This is a genomic window from Natrinema sp. CBA1119 (assembly GCF_002572525.1).
Taxonomy (GTDB): Archaea; Halobacteriota; Halobacteria; order Halobacteriales; family Natrialbaceae; genus Natrinema.
Window position 1 is genome coordinate 1,130,870 of sequence record NZ_PDBS01000001.1, and the last position, 15,423, is coordinate 1,146,292.

The following is a 15,423-nucleotide window of genomic DNA, read 5'->3' on the forward strand; positions in this document are numbered from 1 at the left end:
CGTATTAAGCCTAGGCCGGGATTTGAACCCGGGCTCTCGTCCTTACCAAGGACGCGCTTTACCGCTAAGCTACCCAGGCACGCATCTGTTCGTTGACCGGAGTCGTCTTTATGGGTTTCGATTCGAGCGGGCCGTGCGCCGGGTTGTCGCAGCCCCATCCCGCGATTGCGTTCGTCTCTCAGGGATCCGTCGCGGACGTCGCTCGATCGGTCGTGGAATCCTCGAGCGACAGCTCTCGAGCCCGCGCGTGGAGGTCGGTGAGACAGTCCGCGACTGGGGGAAACGAGGTGCCGACATCGGCGGCGAACTCCGCGACGACGGCGTGCAGTCGGGGTGAGGGGGTTTCGCCGACGGCGACGGCGCCGGTACGGACGGCCAGTTCGAGCACGTCTCGCTCGAGGTTCGCATCGGTCGATGCGGGATCGCCGCCGTCGATGCCAACGGCGGTGCCGGCGCTGGTTTCGGCTCCGGACTCGAGATCTTCGCGGCGGGTCTGGTCGCGACCGAACGACTGCACCGTTCGGACGGCTTTGTCGGCGGCGTCGGTGCGCGCCAGCAGGTAGAAGCCGCGGGCGACGAGGATATCGGCGGCGAGGATCCCGAGGTCGGCGTCGCTGGCTTCGGCGTCGGTCGCCGTCCAGGGTTCGTCGTGAGCGAGCGACCGCGTCAGTCGCAGCCCCTCGTAGATGAGTTGGACGCCGGCCGCGTGGGTCGTAATGCGAGCGGGGTCGCGATCGGAGCTGACGGCTTGCGTTCGGTTCCGGTCGGGTTCGGACTCGCCGTCGCGGTGCGGCTCGTCCGCGTCCTCGAGGACGCGACCCTCAGTGCGCATCGCCGCGGCGCTCTCGAGGGTGAGGACCGCGGGGACCATCGACGCTCGATCGAGGATAGAGTCGAGATATTCGTGCAGCCGTGGTGGTTCGACGTCCGCGACGGCCTCGAGGGCGGCACGCCGACAGCTGTCGGCCTCTTCCATTAGCGAGGGGTTACGAGGGCGGAGCCAAAGACCTTTGGAAACGCCCGGTCGACTGCTGCCATGCTCGACGTTGACACGAACGGATCGGTTCGCACCGTCACGATCGACCGCCCCGAGGCGCGCAACGCCCTCACCGTGGATGGCCTCGAGGCCCTCGAGACGGCGATCGACGACGCCGACGAACCGGTGATCTCCCTCCGCGGTCGCGGTCCGGCCTTCTCCGCGGGAGCCGATCTGAACGAGGTCGCGGCGCTCGAGGGAGATCGCGACCGCGCGGCCGATTTCGCGCGCCTGGGCCAGCGCGTCGCGCGGACGATCGAGGACGCTCCCGCAGTCGTCGTCGCCGGGATCGACGGGCCCGCACGCGGCGGCGGCCTCGAACTCGCGCTGGCCTGTGACGTTCGTGTGGGCACGCCCGAGTCGACCTACGGCGAACCGGGGGTCAGCTTCGGGCTGTTCGGCGCCTGGGGCGGGACCGTCCGGTTGCCCCGGGTGCTCGGCGAGGGCGACGCGCTCGAGTTCGCGCTCTCGGGACGGTCGATCGACGCCGAGGAAGCGCTACGGATCGGACTCATTTCGCGCATCGATGACGATCCTCGATCGGTCGCCGAAGAGATCGCGACAAACGAGACCGATGCGCTGGTCGCCCTGAAACGCCGGATCCGAGACGACAGCGAGCGTGCGACACAAGAGCGACGCGAGGCCGCCGCCTTCGCCGACCTCGTCGCCGCTCACGCCGACGATATCGACGCGTTGCTCGAGTAGGTGACGTGGATCGAGCAGCGGACGACGGTTGGGGAAAGTAATTTGTTCGCTTACATGAATTGGGGTGGTATGCCCGGACCGGTGTTTCTGGAGGGCGACCGCGTCACGCTGCGCCCGATCGAGGAAGAGGATCTCGAGTTTCTACAAGCGCAGGTCAACGACTCGCAAATCTGGCGGCCGATCGGTCGCTCGAGGCCCGTGAACCGCGAGCAGGAACGCGAGTTCTTCGAGAACGATGTCTGTGGTGACGACACCGTCGTGCTCCTGATCGTCGCCGATTCGACGCCGGTCGGGACGGTCGGGCTCCACTCCTTCGACCGGGAGGCCCGGAACGCCGAACTCGGCTACTGGGTCGCACCGGAGCACCACGAGCGGGGCTACGGAACCGACGCAGTCGAGCGCGTCGTCCGGTACGCGTTCGATCAGCTCGGCCTCCACCGGATCTCGGCCCGCGTGTTCGCGTTCAACGAACCGTCGCGACGACTGCTCGAGTCCGTCGACTTCACGCGGGAGGGCGTCCACCGCGACGTCGAATTCGTCGACGGTGAGTATCACGACGCGTACTGGTACGGGTTGCTGGAGGATGAGTGGCGCCAGAAGTGAGAGATCGGAAGTGAAAACTTACTCGAGGGGCTCCGGGGCGGGCGGCGCGTTGCGCTTGTGTTCGCTGCGTTCGTACATCCCGCGGACTCGTTCGACCGTTTCTTCGTCAACCTCGAGCAGCCGGCAGGTTGCGGCGACGGAGAGCGGGCCGTCGATGTGGGTCGCGAGGATGTCGTCGAGTGTCTCGTAGCTGATCCCCAGCTCGCCCTCGTCGGTCTGGTCGGCCCACAGCTCTGCGGTGGCGGTCTTCGCGGCCAGTTCCTCGGAAACGCCGACGTGCCGGGCGAGCTGGCGGACCTGTCCCTTGTAGAGGTTCCCGATCGGGTGGCAGTCGACCGCGCCGTCGCCGTACTTGGTGAAGTAGCCCACCGCGGCCTCGCTGCGGTTTCCGGTCCCCAGGACCAGCCGGCTTTCGTGGTTGGCCACGAGATAGTTCAGGACCGCCCGGACGCGGGCGCGAGCGTTGCCCACGGCTTCGCGGTCGCCTTCGGCTTCGGGATAGGTCGACAGGATGGTATCGATGATTGGTTCGATCTCGAGTACGTCGTAGCTGATCTCGAGGTCCTGTGCGACCAGCTCGGCGTCGCTCATGTTCCCCTCGCTGCTGACGGTCGCCGGCAGGACGAGTCCGTGAACGTTCTCGGCTCCGAGCGCCTCGACGGCCAGATAGCCAGTCAGCGTGCTGTCGATCCCTCCCGAGAGGCCGAGGACGACACCGTCGGCTCCCGCTGCGTCGACCCGGTCGCGAATGAACGCCGTGATGTGGTCGCGCTGCCGTTCCAGCTCCCCGTCCGAAAAGCGAAGGTCGATCATACGGGGTGCTATGCCGGCCGCAGCCTAATAGGCTGTCCTCTCCGGAAAAAAGTGCCCGAACGGTCGATTTTGGCGGAGCGCTACGGCTCGAGGCGAAGTCCAGAAGGCGGCCGAATGGAAGGTCCGGGTGCGAGAATCGAACTGCGCGTCTCAGCCGGACGGGCTGAAGGATAACCACTACCCCAACCCGGACACGTCGCGTCTTTCGACACGACCCGCTACCACGGTGGACACGTAATACGTACTGATAGTCTGCATCGATTGCGACTCGAGGACGGATTTTTGTCGCCGCGGGCACGTGGGCCGGTCCGAGAGCGCTACGTTCAAGTGCGACCGGAAGATAGCCTTGGATGACGCAGCGCGTCGGTAGTGAGACGCAAGAAGTCCGTCGAATTACGGCGCGCAAGCGGATGACGTGCGCCGGTGGTGAGCAGTTCCTCCGGAACTGCGAGCCTCGGCGCGCGAGGAGTGTAGTGGCACAGTGCGCCGGTGGTGAGCAAATCCGCAGGATTTGCGATCCTCGGCGCGAGCGAACGAAGTGAGCGAGCGCCGGTGGTCCAGTGGTAGGACTCGAGCTTCCCAAGCTCGCGGCCCGGGTTCAATTCCCGGCCGGCGCATCCCGTCGTAAGCAAACTGCGAGCGACTGGTGCGCCACGAGGGAATCGAATCACGCGAGACGGAGCCCGCACAGCGGAGCGAGCAGGAACGTCTCGCCATCGGGTTCAATTCCCGGCCGGCGCATTTCTCGAGCGATCGACAATCCGATAGCGCGCTCTCTGCTGATCGCTATTAGGAGGAAAGTCCCAACTGTCGGTGAACAGACCCACATGTGCCAGTTCGCACTGGCTCCGTAGATACGACCACCCGCAACGACACTAAAATGGGCTCAAAACCGGCTTACTCGTGAATTCCCATCGCTTCGATCTGCTCTTGATATCGGTTTCGGATCGTCACTTCGGTCACCTGCGCGACGTCGGAGACCTCGCGCTGGGTCTTCTTCTCGTTACAGAGCAGTGACGCGGCGTAGATCGCGGCGGCGGCGTAGCCCGTGGGCGATTTGCCCGATAGCAGCCCCTTCTCGGTCGTCGTATCGATGATCTCGTTGGCTTTCACCTGTACCTCTTCGGAGAGCTCGAGTTCGGAGCAAAAGCGCGGGACGTACTTCTTGGGGTTGACCGGCTCCATCTCGAGGCCGAGTTCCTGGGCGACGTAGCGATAGGTGCGGCCGATCTCCTTGCGCTCGACCCGGGAGACGGCGGCGACCTCCTCGAGCGAGCGGGGGATGCCCTCCATGCGGCAGGCGGCGTAGAGGGTGCTGGTCGCGACACCCTCGATCGAGCGCCCGCGGATGAGGTCTTCGTCGAGCGCGCGCCGGTACATGACGCAGGCGACCTCGCGGACCGAGCGGGGGATGCCCAGCGAGGATGCCATCCGGTCGGTTTCCGAAAGCGCGAACTGGAGGTTTCGCTCGCCGGCGTCTTTGGTACGGATTCGTTCCTGCCACTTGCGCAGGCGGCGCATCTGGTTTCGCTTGTCAGAAGAAATCGAGCGGCCGTAGGCGTCCTGATTTTTCCAGTCGATCGAGGTTGTCAGCCCCTTGTCGTGCATCGTCTGGGTCGTCGGTGCGCCGACGCGGGACTTGTTCTGCCGTTCGGAGTGGTTGAACGCGCGCCACTCCGGCCCGTGATCGATGTTCGTTCCTTCGACGATCAGGCCACACTGGTCGCAGACGAGTTCCCCTTGATCCTCGCTCTTGACGAGTGTCCCTCCGTTGCACTCGTCGCACACCCGCTCACGCTCCGGTTCCTGTTCTTTTTCTGTCGTTTCAGGTTCTCGTTCGCGTTGGCGGGGTGGGCTAGCCATTTCGTGTAGATAACGATGTTGCAACGACTTAAGGACTCGCCACCATAGAGTCACCCTCGAAGTCGGTCGATCAGGTTCCGTTTCGACGATAAATCGATATTACGCGCCGTTTCAGCCACGTTTTCGGGTTCAAATCCCTCGTTTCCGAACGGTGAGAGATTTCATAGGTAGCCAAACAGCGTTCCGACCAGTACCAGCAGCCACATCGCGGTGCCGACCAGCAGCATGTCGTTGAACTTCGAGTCCCGAGCCGCGCGTTTGGCCGCGCCGCCGGCGATCAGGCCGAGCGCGACGACGACGAGCATGCGCTGGACGACGACCTCGAGGGGGAGCGCGTCGACGCCGAGCATGCCGTAGTCGAGCCAGACCGCGACCGCGAGCGAGCCCGCGGCGACGACGGCGGCGTCGAGCCGGCGCGTGAGTCCGCGTGCGATCAGGTAGGTCGTCGCCGGAATGCCGACGCCGATCACCGGATAGAGCAGCGCGGCGATCTGATGGGGCGTGAGGAACTCGGCGCGGTGCTCGAGGAAGATGCCGCCCGCCCGGACGCCGAGGTAGAGCGCGACGATGGCGATGACGAGGAGGAGATGGCCGACCTCGACGCGGTCGTAGGCGGCGGCGATCCGCCGGCGGTCGATGTCGGTCAGATGATCGTCGATGGCGTCGGGCGTCCGTTGACGGACCTGTTCGGCGGACCGGCCGGCGTCACTCGCAGCGTCGGCGGCATGCCTGCGGGACCGTATGCCGACCAGCGTGGGGATGACGAGCAATCCGGCGAGTTCGACGAGGGTAGCCCAGCCGTCTGCATCGGAAGAGTTGCCGTTATCGAGGTAGATGCGGCTGACGTCCTCCTGAACGTCTACTTGGGGGTGAGCCATGAAGTTGGACTCGACTTTTCGCTGGGCGGACTGGGACCCGTGGACGCGGTGTTGCAACGTGAACCAGTCGAAGTGTTCGGAGTGCGTCTGCATGGCGACCCAGTCGTCGTCCTCGTTGGGGCTCTCGTAGAGCCGGATGTGATATCGCTGTCCGTAGTAATCGCCGTCCTCGAGCTGGAGCGTCTCGGTCGTCCAGTAGCCGCTCTCGTTCGAGCCGGGATCGACGTAGGCGTAGCGGACGCCGCCGTCGGCCTCGCCCCAGTTGAGAGAGGGGATTCGTCCGCGCCGTTCGTCCGCTGGCGGTTCGTCTGCGGTCGTGTTGTTGGCCGAATCGTTCGTCGCGTTGGCGGTTGTATTGGTGGCCGAATCGGTCGTCGCGTTGGCGGCCGAATCGGTCTCGGCCTGCGTTTCGTTCTCGGAGACGTTTTCATCACCGGTCAGTGCGTACGTGTCCGGCACCGCCTCTTCCTCCGATTCGTTGATTTCCGACCAGTCGCCGCCGCCCGGTTCGGTCAGTATTCGTTCGATATCGTCGACATCACCGCGGACGATCACGTTGATCGGACTGCGTTTCTGGAACCCCTCCCGCGGACTGAGATACTCCCAGAACCCGCTCTCGGAGTCATCGAACGAAACGACGTCGGGAGTCGGCTTCTCCGGGGCCGGATCCTCAGCCGTGAACTGGCCGGTCGACAGCGACAGCAACATCGAGGGACCGCCGACGAGCACGAACGCAAGGGCGAGTAACACGGCCGCGATCACGAGCGATCGACGCATTTCGTGGGTACTAGCCACGGGACCCATATCAAACCGTATGTGATTGATCCGATGGGTGACGGGGAGCGTCCGTTCCAGTCGAATCAGCCGTGCTCGAGGGACATGACAGGGGACTCAGGGTCCGCCGTCCGGTCTGTTGTGCGTGTCCGTGCCAAAATCAGGTGTCGACGGTGGGACCGACGGTAGTAACGGGGACCGAGGCCTCGCGGACGACGCGCTGTGAGACGCTCCCGACGACGTTCTGTTCGTACTCGTCGCCGCTGGTTCCCATCACGATCAGATCGACGTCAGTGGCTGCGGCGTAGTCGACGATGCACTCCGCCGGATTGCCCGTATCGACCGCCGTCTCCGTCTCGACGTCACTCGCCGTGGCCCGCGTCACGGCGTCGTCGATCGCTTCGCGGGCCGTCGCCTCGAGGTCCTCGCGGACGTGTGTGACGCGCTCGTCGTCGAGGACGAGAAAGGCGCGGTCGTCGACGACCGAGAGGACGTGTAGGGTCGCGTTTCTCGTGGCCGCGACATCGATCGCGTGCGCCGCAACGGTCGCCGCGTGGTCGCTGCCGTCGGTGGGGAACAAAATCGTCTCGTACATCGATCTCTGCGCTAGCCTCTCGCGCGGACGGAAAAAGGGGTTTCCCTCCCTCCTCAATGGCGGGAACGACAGGTTAGACGCCGGCTAAACGCCGGGGATACCAAGCACGTCGGGCGTGACGAGTCCGACCACCGCAAACAGGTAGACGATTCCGACCGCGACGATCCAGGCGACGAACCCGATCGCGACGGCGGAGCCCCAGCCGCCGGGGTAGCGCCAGTTGATGACGCCGACCCAGACGATCAACATCAACAGGATACCCAGAAGGGGAATCCAGCCGACGAAGAAGCTCGTAACGGCCCACGCGACCGCGCCGATCAGCGCCGTCACTGCCGCGTTCACGAAGCTCGCATCCCTGTCTAACACTAGCCGTGCGCCCGCGAGAATACCGATCGTTCCCACGAGCAAGCTCAGCACGAAGATCAGGATTGAGTCCGCGGCAGCCATACTATGGTTTCCAGCTGAGTTCGATCTCGACCGTCTCACGATTCCCTCGGAGCATCGACGATCGTTCGACCACTTCGACCGAGAGGTCGATGTTCTGTGGTGGGTCGAGCGACACGTTCTTGTTCCCGACGGGGATGGTGACCTCCTCGTCGCTCCGCTCGAACTCCGCTGCGAGGTCCGTGAAGTACGCGGCGAGTTCCTCTCGCGGCAGTGTTTCGTCGGCGGTCGTCCGTTGGGCCATGCGCCAATATGCCGGTCGTGCCCGCAAAAGTATGGGCAGCGAACGACGTCCTAACTCGCTGTTACCGGCTCGACCGCCGCTGTAACGGGTCACTGATATAGTAGCCACTGAAACGATTCACACGCTGATCGGACAGCTGGCGGTCGATCAGGCGTGCAATGACGTTCAGGGGCTACTATAGCACTTCGAGAAACCGGCACCGAATCGGCCGCTAGAACAGGTTCGCCTGCTGATAGACCGATATCCCCTCGCTCGTGATCTCGTACGGCTTCTTCTCTCGGGAGTGGTTCGCATCGCGGATCTTCTGGATCTCGATCGCCATTCGCGTCTCGCGGAAGTCGTCCGGTCTGATGTACTGCAGGACGAAGACGGCGTCCGTGAGATACTCGACGATCCCGTACCGCGAGGCGTAGGCGGTCTCCGAGGACGCCTCGCTGGTCAACAACGCGGTGACCCCCGCCCCCTTCAAGCTTCGGGCGAAATCGTAGATTTCGTTGCGGCGTTTCGCCCGGTCCTCGTACATCATCTCGAGCAAGGAGACCGAATCCAGAACGAGCCGCGAGGCGTCGAACTCCTCGACGAGCGCGGGGAGTTCGTTGCGGATCGACGCCAGGCTGTTGGCCATCTCGATGGGATCGACGTCGACCACGGCGAGCTGGCCGTCGGCGACGTACTCGTCGAAGGCGTACCCCTTTTCGGTCGCACTGTTGATGACCCGATCGCGGCTCTCCTCCAACGTAATGAATACCGCTCGTTCGTCCCGCTCGAGGGCATGGGTGATAAACTGGAGTCCGAAGGTCGTCTTCCCGGTCCCGGCACCGCCCATCGCGACGAGGAGCGAGCGCTCGGGAACGCCGCCCTGAATCATTTGATCGAGCCCGTCGATACCGAGGTCGATTCGAGGGAGTTCTGAATCGAGCTCCTCGTCGAAGTCCGGTTCGTCGCTTCCCAGGACGAAGTCGAGATCATCGAATCCCTCGAGATCGGCCGCCGAATCGCCGTCGTCACCGACGGCGGCCGGCTCCGACGCCTCGATGTCCTGTAACGCCGAGCCGAAGTCCTCCTCGAACAGGGAGTCGCCGTCCGCCGCGTCGTCAGTCCCTGAGCGCTGATCCCGGGCCGAATCGTCGTCGAGACGATCGTCGACATCCTGCTCCGACTCGGATCGATCGTCGTCGTCCTCGAGATCGTCGACATCCTGCTCCGACTCGGATCGATCGCCGTCGTCCTCGTCCTCGAGTGCCCGGTCGAACCAGTCGGTGACATCGTCACTCACGGCGACCACCTGCGGGCCGTCGCCGGAACCAGCAGGGGCGGCCGACAGAAATCGCAAACTGGCCGACCGCTGGGATCGACGGCGACGCGACGGGGGTACTCGAGTAGACAGCTGCCATACTGGACACTGCGACGTGGTCGTCGCGGGCGTTCACGTGACCGGATTCGTTCCACCCGGATTAAGCTTGTTGCCGCCGACGGGAACAAGCGTGGCTTTTTGACGACGGGGGGGCTAGCCGCGGACGATGGACGTCGACGTCGGAATCGTCGCCCAACGCGACAACGAGCGTGCACAGGACCTCGCCGCGAGTCTCGTCGACGCCCTCGAGGGGGCGGGCGCGAGCGCCGTCGTCGACGAGGCAACCGGCGGGGCGATCGCGGCGACCGCCGTCCCGGTCGCCGCGATGGCGAGTCGCGATCTCGTCGTGAGCATCGGCGGCGACGGAACGTTGCTGTTCGTCGCGCGCGAGGTCAGCCCCGCGCCGATCCTCGGGATCAACCTCGGCGAAGTCGGCTTTCTCAACGCCGTCGCCCCCGCTGACTCGCTCGAGGTTGTCACCGCGCTCGTCGCCGAACTCGAGGAGACGGGCACCGTCGAGGGCCGCGAACTGGCGCGGCTGCAGGCGACCGGCGTCGACGAGGACTGGACGCTCGAACCCGCGCTCAACGAAGTCGTCGTTCACGGCCCTCGACGGGGCCACGGCGGCGGGGCAACCATCGAAATCACCGTCGACGGCCAGCGCTACACCGAGAGCCACGCGGACGGCGTCCTCGTGGCCACGCCGACGGGCTCGACCGCCTACAACCTCAGCGAGGGCGGTCCGCTGGTTCACCCGTCGGCCGACGCGCTCGTCGTCACGCAGATGGCCGCGACCGAGTCGATGCCGCCGCTAGTCGTCGAACCGGATACCGAACTAACACTCACCGTCTCCGGAACCGAGACGGCCTACGCGATCAGCGACGGGCGCAACCGACGGCACCTCGAGCCGCCCGCGACGGTATCGGTCTCGCTGGCCGACGAGTTCGTGACGCTCGTCGGCCCGCAGGCGAACTTTTTCGACGGGCTCGACAAACTCGAGTAGTCCTACTGCTCGCCCTCGACGAGCCGCTCGAGGTGTTCCGGCGGCACCGAGCCGCGGGCGGCGCGGCCGTCCGAAACGAACGTCGGCACGCCGGTGATTCCTTGCTGTTGAGCCTCGGCGAACCGATCCTCGAGCTCTGCGCGGAGACTCTCATCTGCGACGGCGTCGCGGATCTCGTCGGCCGGCAGATCGGCGTCTTCGGCGAGGTCGGCCAGGACGTCGACGTCGCCGATGTCGCGGCCGTCCTGCCACAGCGCCGTGTAGATCGATTCGTCGAACGCCGGCCACTGGCCGGGGTACTCCTGCTTGACGTACCAGGAGGCGACCTGCGCGTCGAACGAGTCGATATCGGTCGCCATCACCTGGGCCATTTCGACGCCGTACTCCTCCTGCAGCCGGCGAACGTTCTGTTTCGCCTGCTCGAAGTACTCGTCGTCCTTACCGTCGTCAGCGTCCTGATCGATCGAACCGTCCGGGTTCCGCTTCCCCCGTCGCAGGTCGAAGGGATGCCACTCGACGTTCAGTGGCTCGTCGCGGCCCTCGCGGTACTGCGCGAGCGAGCGGGTCCCCAGATAACAGAACGGACAGACGTAGTCGGCGTATATCGTGAGTCGATCCGCGGTCTCCGGCGTCGATCCGGTATCAGCGTCAGCCATAGCGCTGCTAGGCGGTCACCACGGAAAAGTCGCGGGTCACCGGCAGTCGGCCGGAGACGGCTCGAGACGCGGGGGAGGCGGCTCGAGCGGCGGTGGAAGTGGCTCGGGACTGGGTGACGACGGGCCAGTGAGAGGCGGCTGCGGCGTAGCGCCGGTCCGAGTCGATAGCCCAGCCCGTTAGCTCTCCGATCCGGAGGCGGCCGCGTCGGCGGCGTTCGTCTCGGCGTCCGTCGCGTCCGGCAGGTTCGGGTCCCGGTACGGGTTGCGGCCGTAGGCCGGGAGCTCGTCCTCGAGTTGCGATTTCAGCACGCGGCGGAGCCGGTTCAGACTCGTCGTGTCCAGTCCGTAGTCGGCCGCGAGGCGCTTGAACGATTCCTCGTCGGTGATATCGTGGGCGCGGTACTCGGCGAACAGTTCCTCCATCCGGTCGGCGGAAAGCGTCTGGGCGTCGATCTCGTCCAGCCCGAAGTACTGCTGGCGGTCGACGTCGACGACGTGGCGGATCGCCACCAGCGCCACCTTCTCGATCGCTCGCTGGCTGCCGAACTCGGTGAGGTCGATCTCGTCCATGACGCCGAGTGCCAGGTCGCGCTGCCACGGCGTCACATCGAGGGCGTTACACAGCGCCTGGGTGGTTCGCAGCCGATCGAGGTGGTGGGCGCGCTCGCTGTAGCCCGGCGTCGCCGCGTGCTGTTCGTCGTGGAGGCGTCGCACGCTCTCGGAGAGGTCCGCGTCGGGGGAGTCGGCGCGGCCGATGACCGTCGCGCTCGGCGTGACGACGCCCCACTGGCGGACCGTCGAATCTCGCTGGACGTCCGCCCGGGAGAGCGACCCGGAACCGGGCCGGGTCTCGAGGCGGCGCTCGGGGTCGGGATCGGACTCGACGCCGTCCGCGACCGCCGCGGCTCGCTCGGAATCTGGACCGGGGTCGGCACCGTCGTCTTGCATCGTCTGTCGCTCGGAGAGGGAGAGTGAAAAAGGCTCGCTCCGTGTAGTGGACGATTACCCGGACTAACAACTGTACTAACAGGTATCGGGCGATAGCAGCGGCGCTCGAGTGATGTCGATCGCTGCCGCTCCGCTCTCGAGTGAGTGGGTCCGCGAAAATCCCTTCGTAGCTCTACCTTATGACCAGAGGCACGTAAAGAACGACTGCTCGAGGTGGGGCCGAACAGCGAGCATCGCAAGGCGGGGACGACGACGGCGAGCATCGGCGAGCGACCGACAGCCCGAGCCGTCGCTGTTCGGGAAGGGTGTCTCGGCAGAACCGGGGCGTCTCTCCCGTCGTATCTTTACCTTGTGACCAGAGACACTTAAACGAGATTGCGGTCGGGACGCGACTGTCGGGACGCAACTCGAGCTACCGGACGGCTGCGATCATCTCGTCGATGAACCCGTTCAGCCGTTCGGTGTCGGGGCCGTCGCGTGCGTGAACCGCGGGATCGATCGCTTTCGGCGGGTGGGCGAGCTCGCGACCCACGGCGTCGCCGATTACGGCGTCGCCCTCGCCCGCTCGTTTCCGCTCGAGCAACTCGCGAGCGCGGTCGATCCGATCAGCGTCGAACACCGCGGGAGCCTGGTCGCGCAGGAAGGTCTCGAACTCGAGAGTCGGCAGTTCGTGTCCTCCGCGCTCGCCGGTCTCTTTGAGGTAGTAGGCGGACATAGCCGCTCGACAGATCGTCAGGTTTCGCTTGACGGTCGGTTTCGTCTGGGTTTCGGTGAACCGTTCGTCGTCCGCCGAGACCGTCATCGTTCCGTCGTCGGTTTCGACGGTGTACTCTTCGCCCGCCGCATCGATGATCGGGAAGATCTCGTCGTCGCTCCGGACCAGATGGTGCGAGACGTACTTCCGGTAGTTGCTCGTTGCGATCCCGCGCCACGTATGATAGAGGTCGATCGGGTTGTACGTTCGTTCGATATATGCGGTGAGATCGTCGGGGTTGTACGCGAGGCGGTAGCGAATCGGACTCCGCAGCAGGTCGATCGCCCCCTCGTTCGAGTCCGCGAGCAGGCGTGCGAACGTCCGCACGTCCCACCCCTGATACTCGAACTCACCGCGGTCCGCGATGACGGTCTCGGGAGCGCCCTCGAGGTGAGCATACCGGCGCAGATCCGTCGGCGCGAAGACGAATCCGACGTCGTAGTCGCTGTCGGGACTCGCCGCCCCCCAGGCGTGGCTTCCACGGGCGACCGCCATCGCGACCGCGATATCGTGCTCGCGTTCGATCGCCGTCAGGTGGTCGTCGACGGTCTCGTGGACGTGTGCCGGAACGGTGGTCATAGCTGGGGCTCGAGTCTGTGGAACCGAGACGCGAGAAGACCGGGTGACGAATGCCCTTCGTAGCTTCACCTTGTGACCAGAGGCACTTAAAGAACGAGTGCGGTCGATGTCAGTGACCGAGCATAGGGAAGGCGATCGCTCGAGCGACTCGTGAATCCGTGGTCACCGAAACTGGTGCCCGTTCGCCAATCGAACGCGGAAACCGAAAACACAGCGTCGTGGCTATCGGATGTGAGTCAGCGGACTGCAGAACGACCGTCCTCCCGTCATAGCTCTACCTTGTGACCAGAGATACTTAAAGAATCGACGGCCCGCTCGAGTAGTACCGAACGTTCCTCACCCGTCGAGCCAGTTACTACTGGTTCCGAAAGGTTGAATCGCCCGCTCCCCTGAATACGGCCAATGAGTCATCAGTTGCCGGACGTGCAGGCGACGTCGCCCGACGTGACCGTCGGCCTGAGTCAGGTCGGCGTCACCGGCGTCGACAAACTCGTCAAGATCGCCCGCGAGGGCAAGCGACCGATCGTCCTCACCGCGGAGTTCGAAGTCTTCGTCGACCTCCCCGGCTGGCGAAAGGGGGCGGACATGAGCCGCAACATGGAGGTCATCGACGAAATCTTAGAGGACGCCACCCGCGAGGAGGCCTACGGCGTCGAAGAGGTCTGCGGCGAGGCCGCCGAACGACTGCTCGAGCGCCACGACTACACCTCGAGAACGGAGGTATCGATGGAAGCCGAATTCATGCGCCGCGAGCAGACGCCGGCCAGCGACCGCGAGACCCAGCATACGGTCGATATCGTGGCCTCAGCGACGGCGACCGAAGACGGAACTCGCGAGGAAATCGGCGCGAACGTCACCGGCATGACGGTCTGCCCCTGCTCGCAGGGGATGTCCACCGCCCGCGCGAAGCAGACCCTCGAGGATCTCGGCGTCGAGGAGGAGACGATCACGCAGTTCCTCGACGAGGTCCCACAGCCGGGACACTCACAGCGGGGCCACGCCACGCTGACCGTCGAGGCAAACGGCGATCCCGCGGTCGATCTGAACGACATCATCGACATCGCGCGGGACTCGATGAGCGCGCGGATCTACAACCTCGCGAAGCGACCCGACGAGGACCACATGACCTACGAGGCCCACGCCGACGCGAAGTTCGTCGAGGACTGCGTCCGCGCGTTAGCCGAGGGCGTCGTCGACGAGTTCGACCACCTGCCCGACGACGCGGTGATCACGATGAGCCAGTCCAACGACGAGTCGATCCACCAGCACAACGCCCACGCCGAGCGCGTGGTCGAGATGGGAACGCTACGCGACGAAATCGCGGACTAAAACTCGAGCGGCTCCGCATCCTCCCACCGCGGCACGAACTCCTCGTGGACGTTCGCGGCGAACTCCGGATCTTTGAGGTCGATCATGCCAAAGGCCTCGCCCGAGGAAAGCGGATTGGGCACCTGGATACAGACCTCGACCCCATCGATAATGTTGAACGAGCCCGTGATGTCGTCGTGCGTTCGGACGTCGAAGTCGTCGCGTTGCTGCAGGGTCTCACGATACCGCCGGCCCACTTCCTCCGACATCGAGGCGACCATCTCGCGGGTCATTAACAGATCGACCGAGACGCCCCGATCGAGGGCGTCCTCGAGTTGAGCGTTTATCTCCTCGCTGACCGCCTGCATGTCCCACTGGGGGGAGGGATGCGACGACACCATTACGATATTGCGGTCGGCAGCCGCAAGGCGCTCTAAGAGGAGGTCGATCGTCTCCTCGGGACCGACGGCGGCGGTCCAGAACTGTTCCTCGACGGGTTCGGCCGCATCGAGTTCGTCGGCGAGATCGTCGACGATCGACTCGTACTGGTCCGCCTTCTCGTCGAGTTCGCGTTTCTTGTCCTCGAGCAGCCGATCGAGCGCCGTTGATGGCTCGACGGCGACGTACTTCTTCGGCCGACTGGCGGTCTGGCTCCGGACCAGATTGTACTGTTCGATGCTGTTGAGCACGTCGTAGATCCGCCCCATCGGCACGTCGCTCGCCCGTGACAACTCCTTGGCCGTTGTGGGGCCGGTGGTGAGGAGCGATCGGTAGGCTCGAGCTTCGTACTCGGAGAGCCCGAGATCCCTGAGACTGGCCATGTCGGACGATGCCCCCGAAGAAACATAAACACTGTGGTAGTTTGA

At 64.9% G+C, this 15,423-nt stretch carries 16 protein-coding genes and 2 tRNA genes; 5 read left to right on the forward strand and 13 right to left on the reverse strand.

The annotated features are described in order from the left end of the window. Positions 1–7 precede the first annotated feature (7 nt). A tRNA-Thr gene (locus CP556_RS05565) sits at positions 8–79 on the reverse strand. Positions 80–178: 99 nt separating this feature from the next. Beyond that, on the reverse strand, positions 179–976 hold the full coding sequence (locus CP556_RS05570) for a DUF7114 family protein (RefSeq protein ID WP_098724713.1): 798 nt from the start codon (positions 974–976) through the stop codon (positions 179–181). A 60-nt stretch (positions 977–1,036) separates the two neighbouring features. Here CP556_RS05570 and CP556_RS05575 point away from each other — a divergent pair, with 60 nt between their 5' ends. Together CP556_RS05575 and CP556_RS05580 are read left to right on the forward strand one after the other, a co-directional pair. Next, a complete protein-coding gene (locus CP556_RS05575; RefSeq protein ID WP_098724714.1) occupies positions 1,037–1,741 on the forward strand; it encodes an enoyl-CoA hydratase/isomerase family protein in 705 nt (234 codons plus the stop codon). Between the two features lie 69 nt (positions 1,742–1,810). Then, entirely contained in the window at positions 1,811–2,344 is a 534-nt protein-coding gene (locus CP556_RS05580; protein WP_098724715.1) for a GNAT family N-acetyltransferase, read from the forward strand. 18 nt (positions 2,345–2,362) lie between these two features. On the opposite strand, the gene CP556_RS05585 is transcribed toward CP556_RS05580, so the two are convergent. Then, positions 2,363–3,157 carry an NAD+ synthase gene (locus tag CP556_RS05585; RefSeq protein WP_098724716.1) on the reverse strand — a complete coding sequence of 265 codons (795 nt, stop codon included), beginning with the start codon at positions 3,155–3,157 and terminating at the stop codon, positions 2,363–2,365. A gap of 546 nt (positions 3,158–3,703) precedes the next feature. Between CP556_RS05585 and CP556_RS05590 the strand changes: the two genes are divergently transcribed. Then, positions 3,704–3,774 (forward strand) — tRNA-Gly (locus CP556_RS05590). A gap of 280 nt (positions 3,775–4,054) precedes the next feature. Here CP556_RS05590 and CP556_RS05595 read toward each other — a convergent pair. The 6 genes from CP556_RS05595 to CP556_RS05620 all read right to left on the reverse strand — a co-directional run bounded on the left by CP556_RS05595 (position 4,055) and on the right by CP556_RS05620 (position 9,240). Further along, positions 4,055–5,020, reverse strand: a complete 966-nt coding sequence (locus tag CP556_RS05595) for a transcription initiation factor IIB (protein ID WP_098724717.1) — start codon at positions 5,018–5,020, stop codon at positions 4,055–4,057. Between the two features lie 161 nt (positions 5,021–5,181). Beyond that, on the reverse strand, positions 5,182–6,675 hold the full coding sequence (locus CP556_RS05600; RefSeq protein WP_098724718.1) for a hypothetical protein: 1,494 nt from the start codon (positions 6,673–6,675) through the stop codon (positions 5,182–5,184). A 157-nt stretch (positions 6,676–6,832) separates the two neighbouring features. Further along, complete coding sequence (locus CP556_RS05605) at positions 6,833–7,267, reverse strand: universal stress protein (protein WP_098724719.1); 435 nt, start codon at positions 7,265–7,267, stop codon at positions 6,833–6,835. 84 nt (positions 7,268–7,351) lie between these two features. Next, a complete protein-coding gene (locus CP556_RS05610; RefSeq protein ID WP_098724720.1) occupies positions 7,352–7,714 on the reverse strand; it encodes a hypothetical protein in 363 nt (120 codons plus the stop codon). Between the two features lies 1 nt (position 7,715). Beyond that, positions 7,716–7,955: an amphi-Trp domain-containing protein gene (locus CP556_RS05615; RefSeq protein WP_098724721.1), complete on the reverse strand. Its 240-nt coding sequence runs from the start codon at positions 7,953–7,955 to the stop codon at positions 7,716–7,718. A 211-nt stretch (positions 7,956–8,166) separates the two neighbouring features. Next, entirely contained in the window at positions 8,167–9,240 is a 1,074-nt protein-coding gene (locus CP556_RS05620) for a KaiC domain-containing protein (RefSeq protein WP_394340740.1), read from the reverse strand. Between the two features lie 235 nt (positions 9,241–9,475). Here CP556_RS05620 and CP556_RS05625 point away from each other — a divergent pair, with 235 nt between their 5' ends. Continuing rightward, the gene (locus CP556_RS05625) at positions 9,476–10,312 is read left to right on the forward strand and encodes an NAD(+)/NADH kinase (protein WP_098724722.1); all 837 of its coding nucleotides are present in this window, start codon (positions 9,476–9,478) and stop codon (positions 10,310–10,312) included. 2 nt (positions 10,313–10,314) lie between these two features. Here the strand turns inward: CP556_RS05625 and CP556_RS05630 are convergent, their stop codons facing one another. The 3 genes from CP556_RS05630 to CP556_RS05640 form a co-directional block, all read right to left on the reverse strand. Further along, complete coding sequence (locus CP556_RS05630; protein ID WP_098724723.1) at positions 10,315–10,968, reverse strand: DsbA family oxidoreductase; 654 nt, start codon at positions 10,966–10,968, stop codon at positions 10,315–10,317. Between the two features lie 177 nt (positions 10,969–11,145). Beyond that, positions 11,146–11,916, reverse strand: coding sequence for a DNA-directed RNA polymerase subunit epsilon (locus tag CP556_RS05635; protein WP_098724724.1), 771 nt, complete (start codon positions 11,914–11,916; stop codon positions 11,146–11,148). A gap of 412 nt (positions 11,917–12,328) precedes the next feature. Further along, positions 12,329–13,249 (reverse strand): nucleotidyltransferase domain-containing protein, encoded by a 921-nt coding sequence (locus CP556_RS05640; protein WP_098724725.1) that lies wholly within the window; start codon positions 13,247–13,249, stop codon positions 12,329–12,331. A gap of 402 nt (positions 13,250–13,651) precedes the next feature. Between CP556_RS05640 and mptA the strand changes: the two genes are divergently transcribed. Then, positions 13,652–14,578, forward strand: coding sequence for a GTP cyclohydrolase MptA (gene mptA, locus CP556_RS05645; RefSeq protein WP_098724726.1), 927 nt, complete (start codon positions 13,652–13,654; stop codon positions 14,576–14,578). Here mptA and CP556_RS05650 read toward each other — a convergent pair. Beyond that, the gene (locus tag CP556_RS05650; RefSeq protein WP_098724727.1) at positions 14,575–15,378 is read right to left on the reverse strand and encodes a TrmB family transcriptional regulator; all 804 of its coding nucleotides are present in this window, start codon (positions 15,376–15,378) and stop codon (positions 14,575–14,577) included. The two genes, mptA and CP556_RS05650, sit on opposite strands and share 4 nt — an antisense overlap. Positions 15,379–15,423 lie beyond the last annotated feature (45 nt).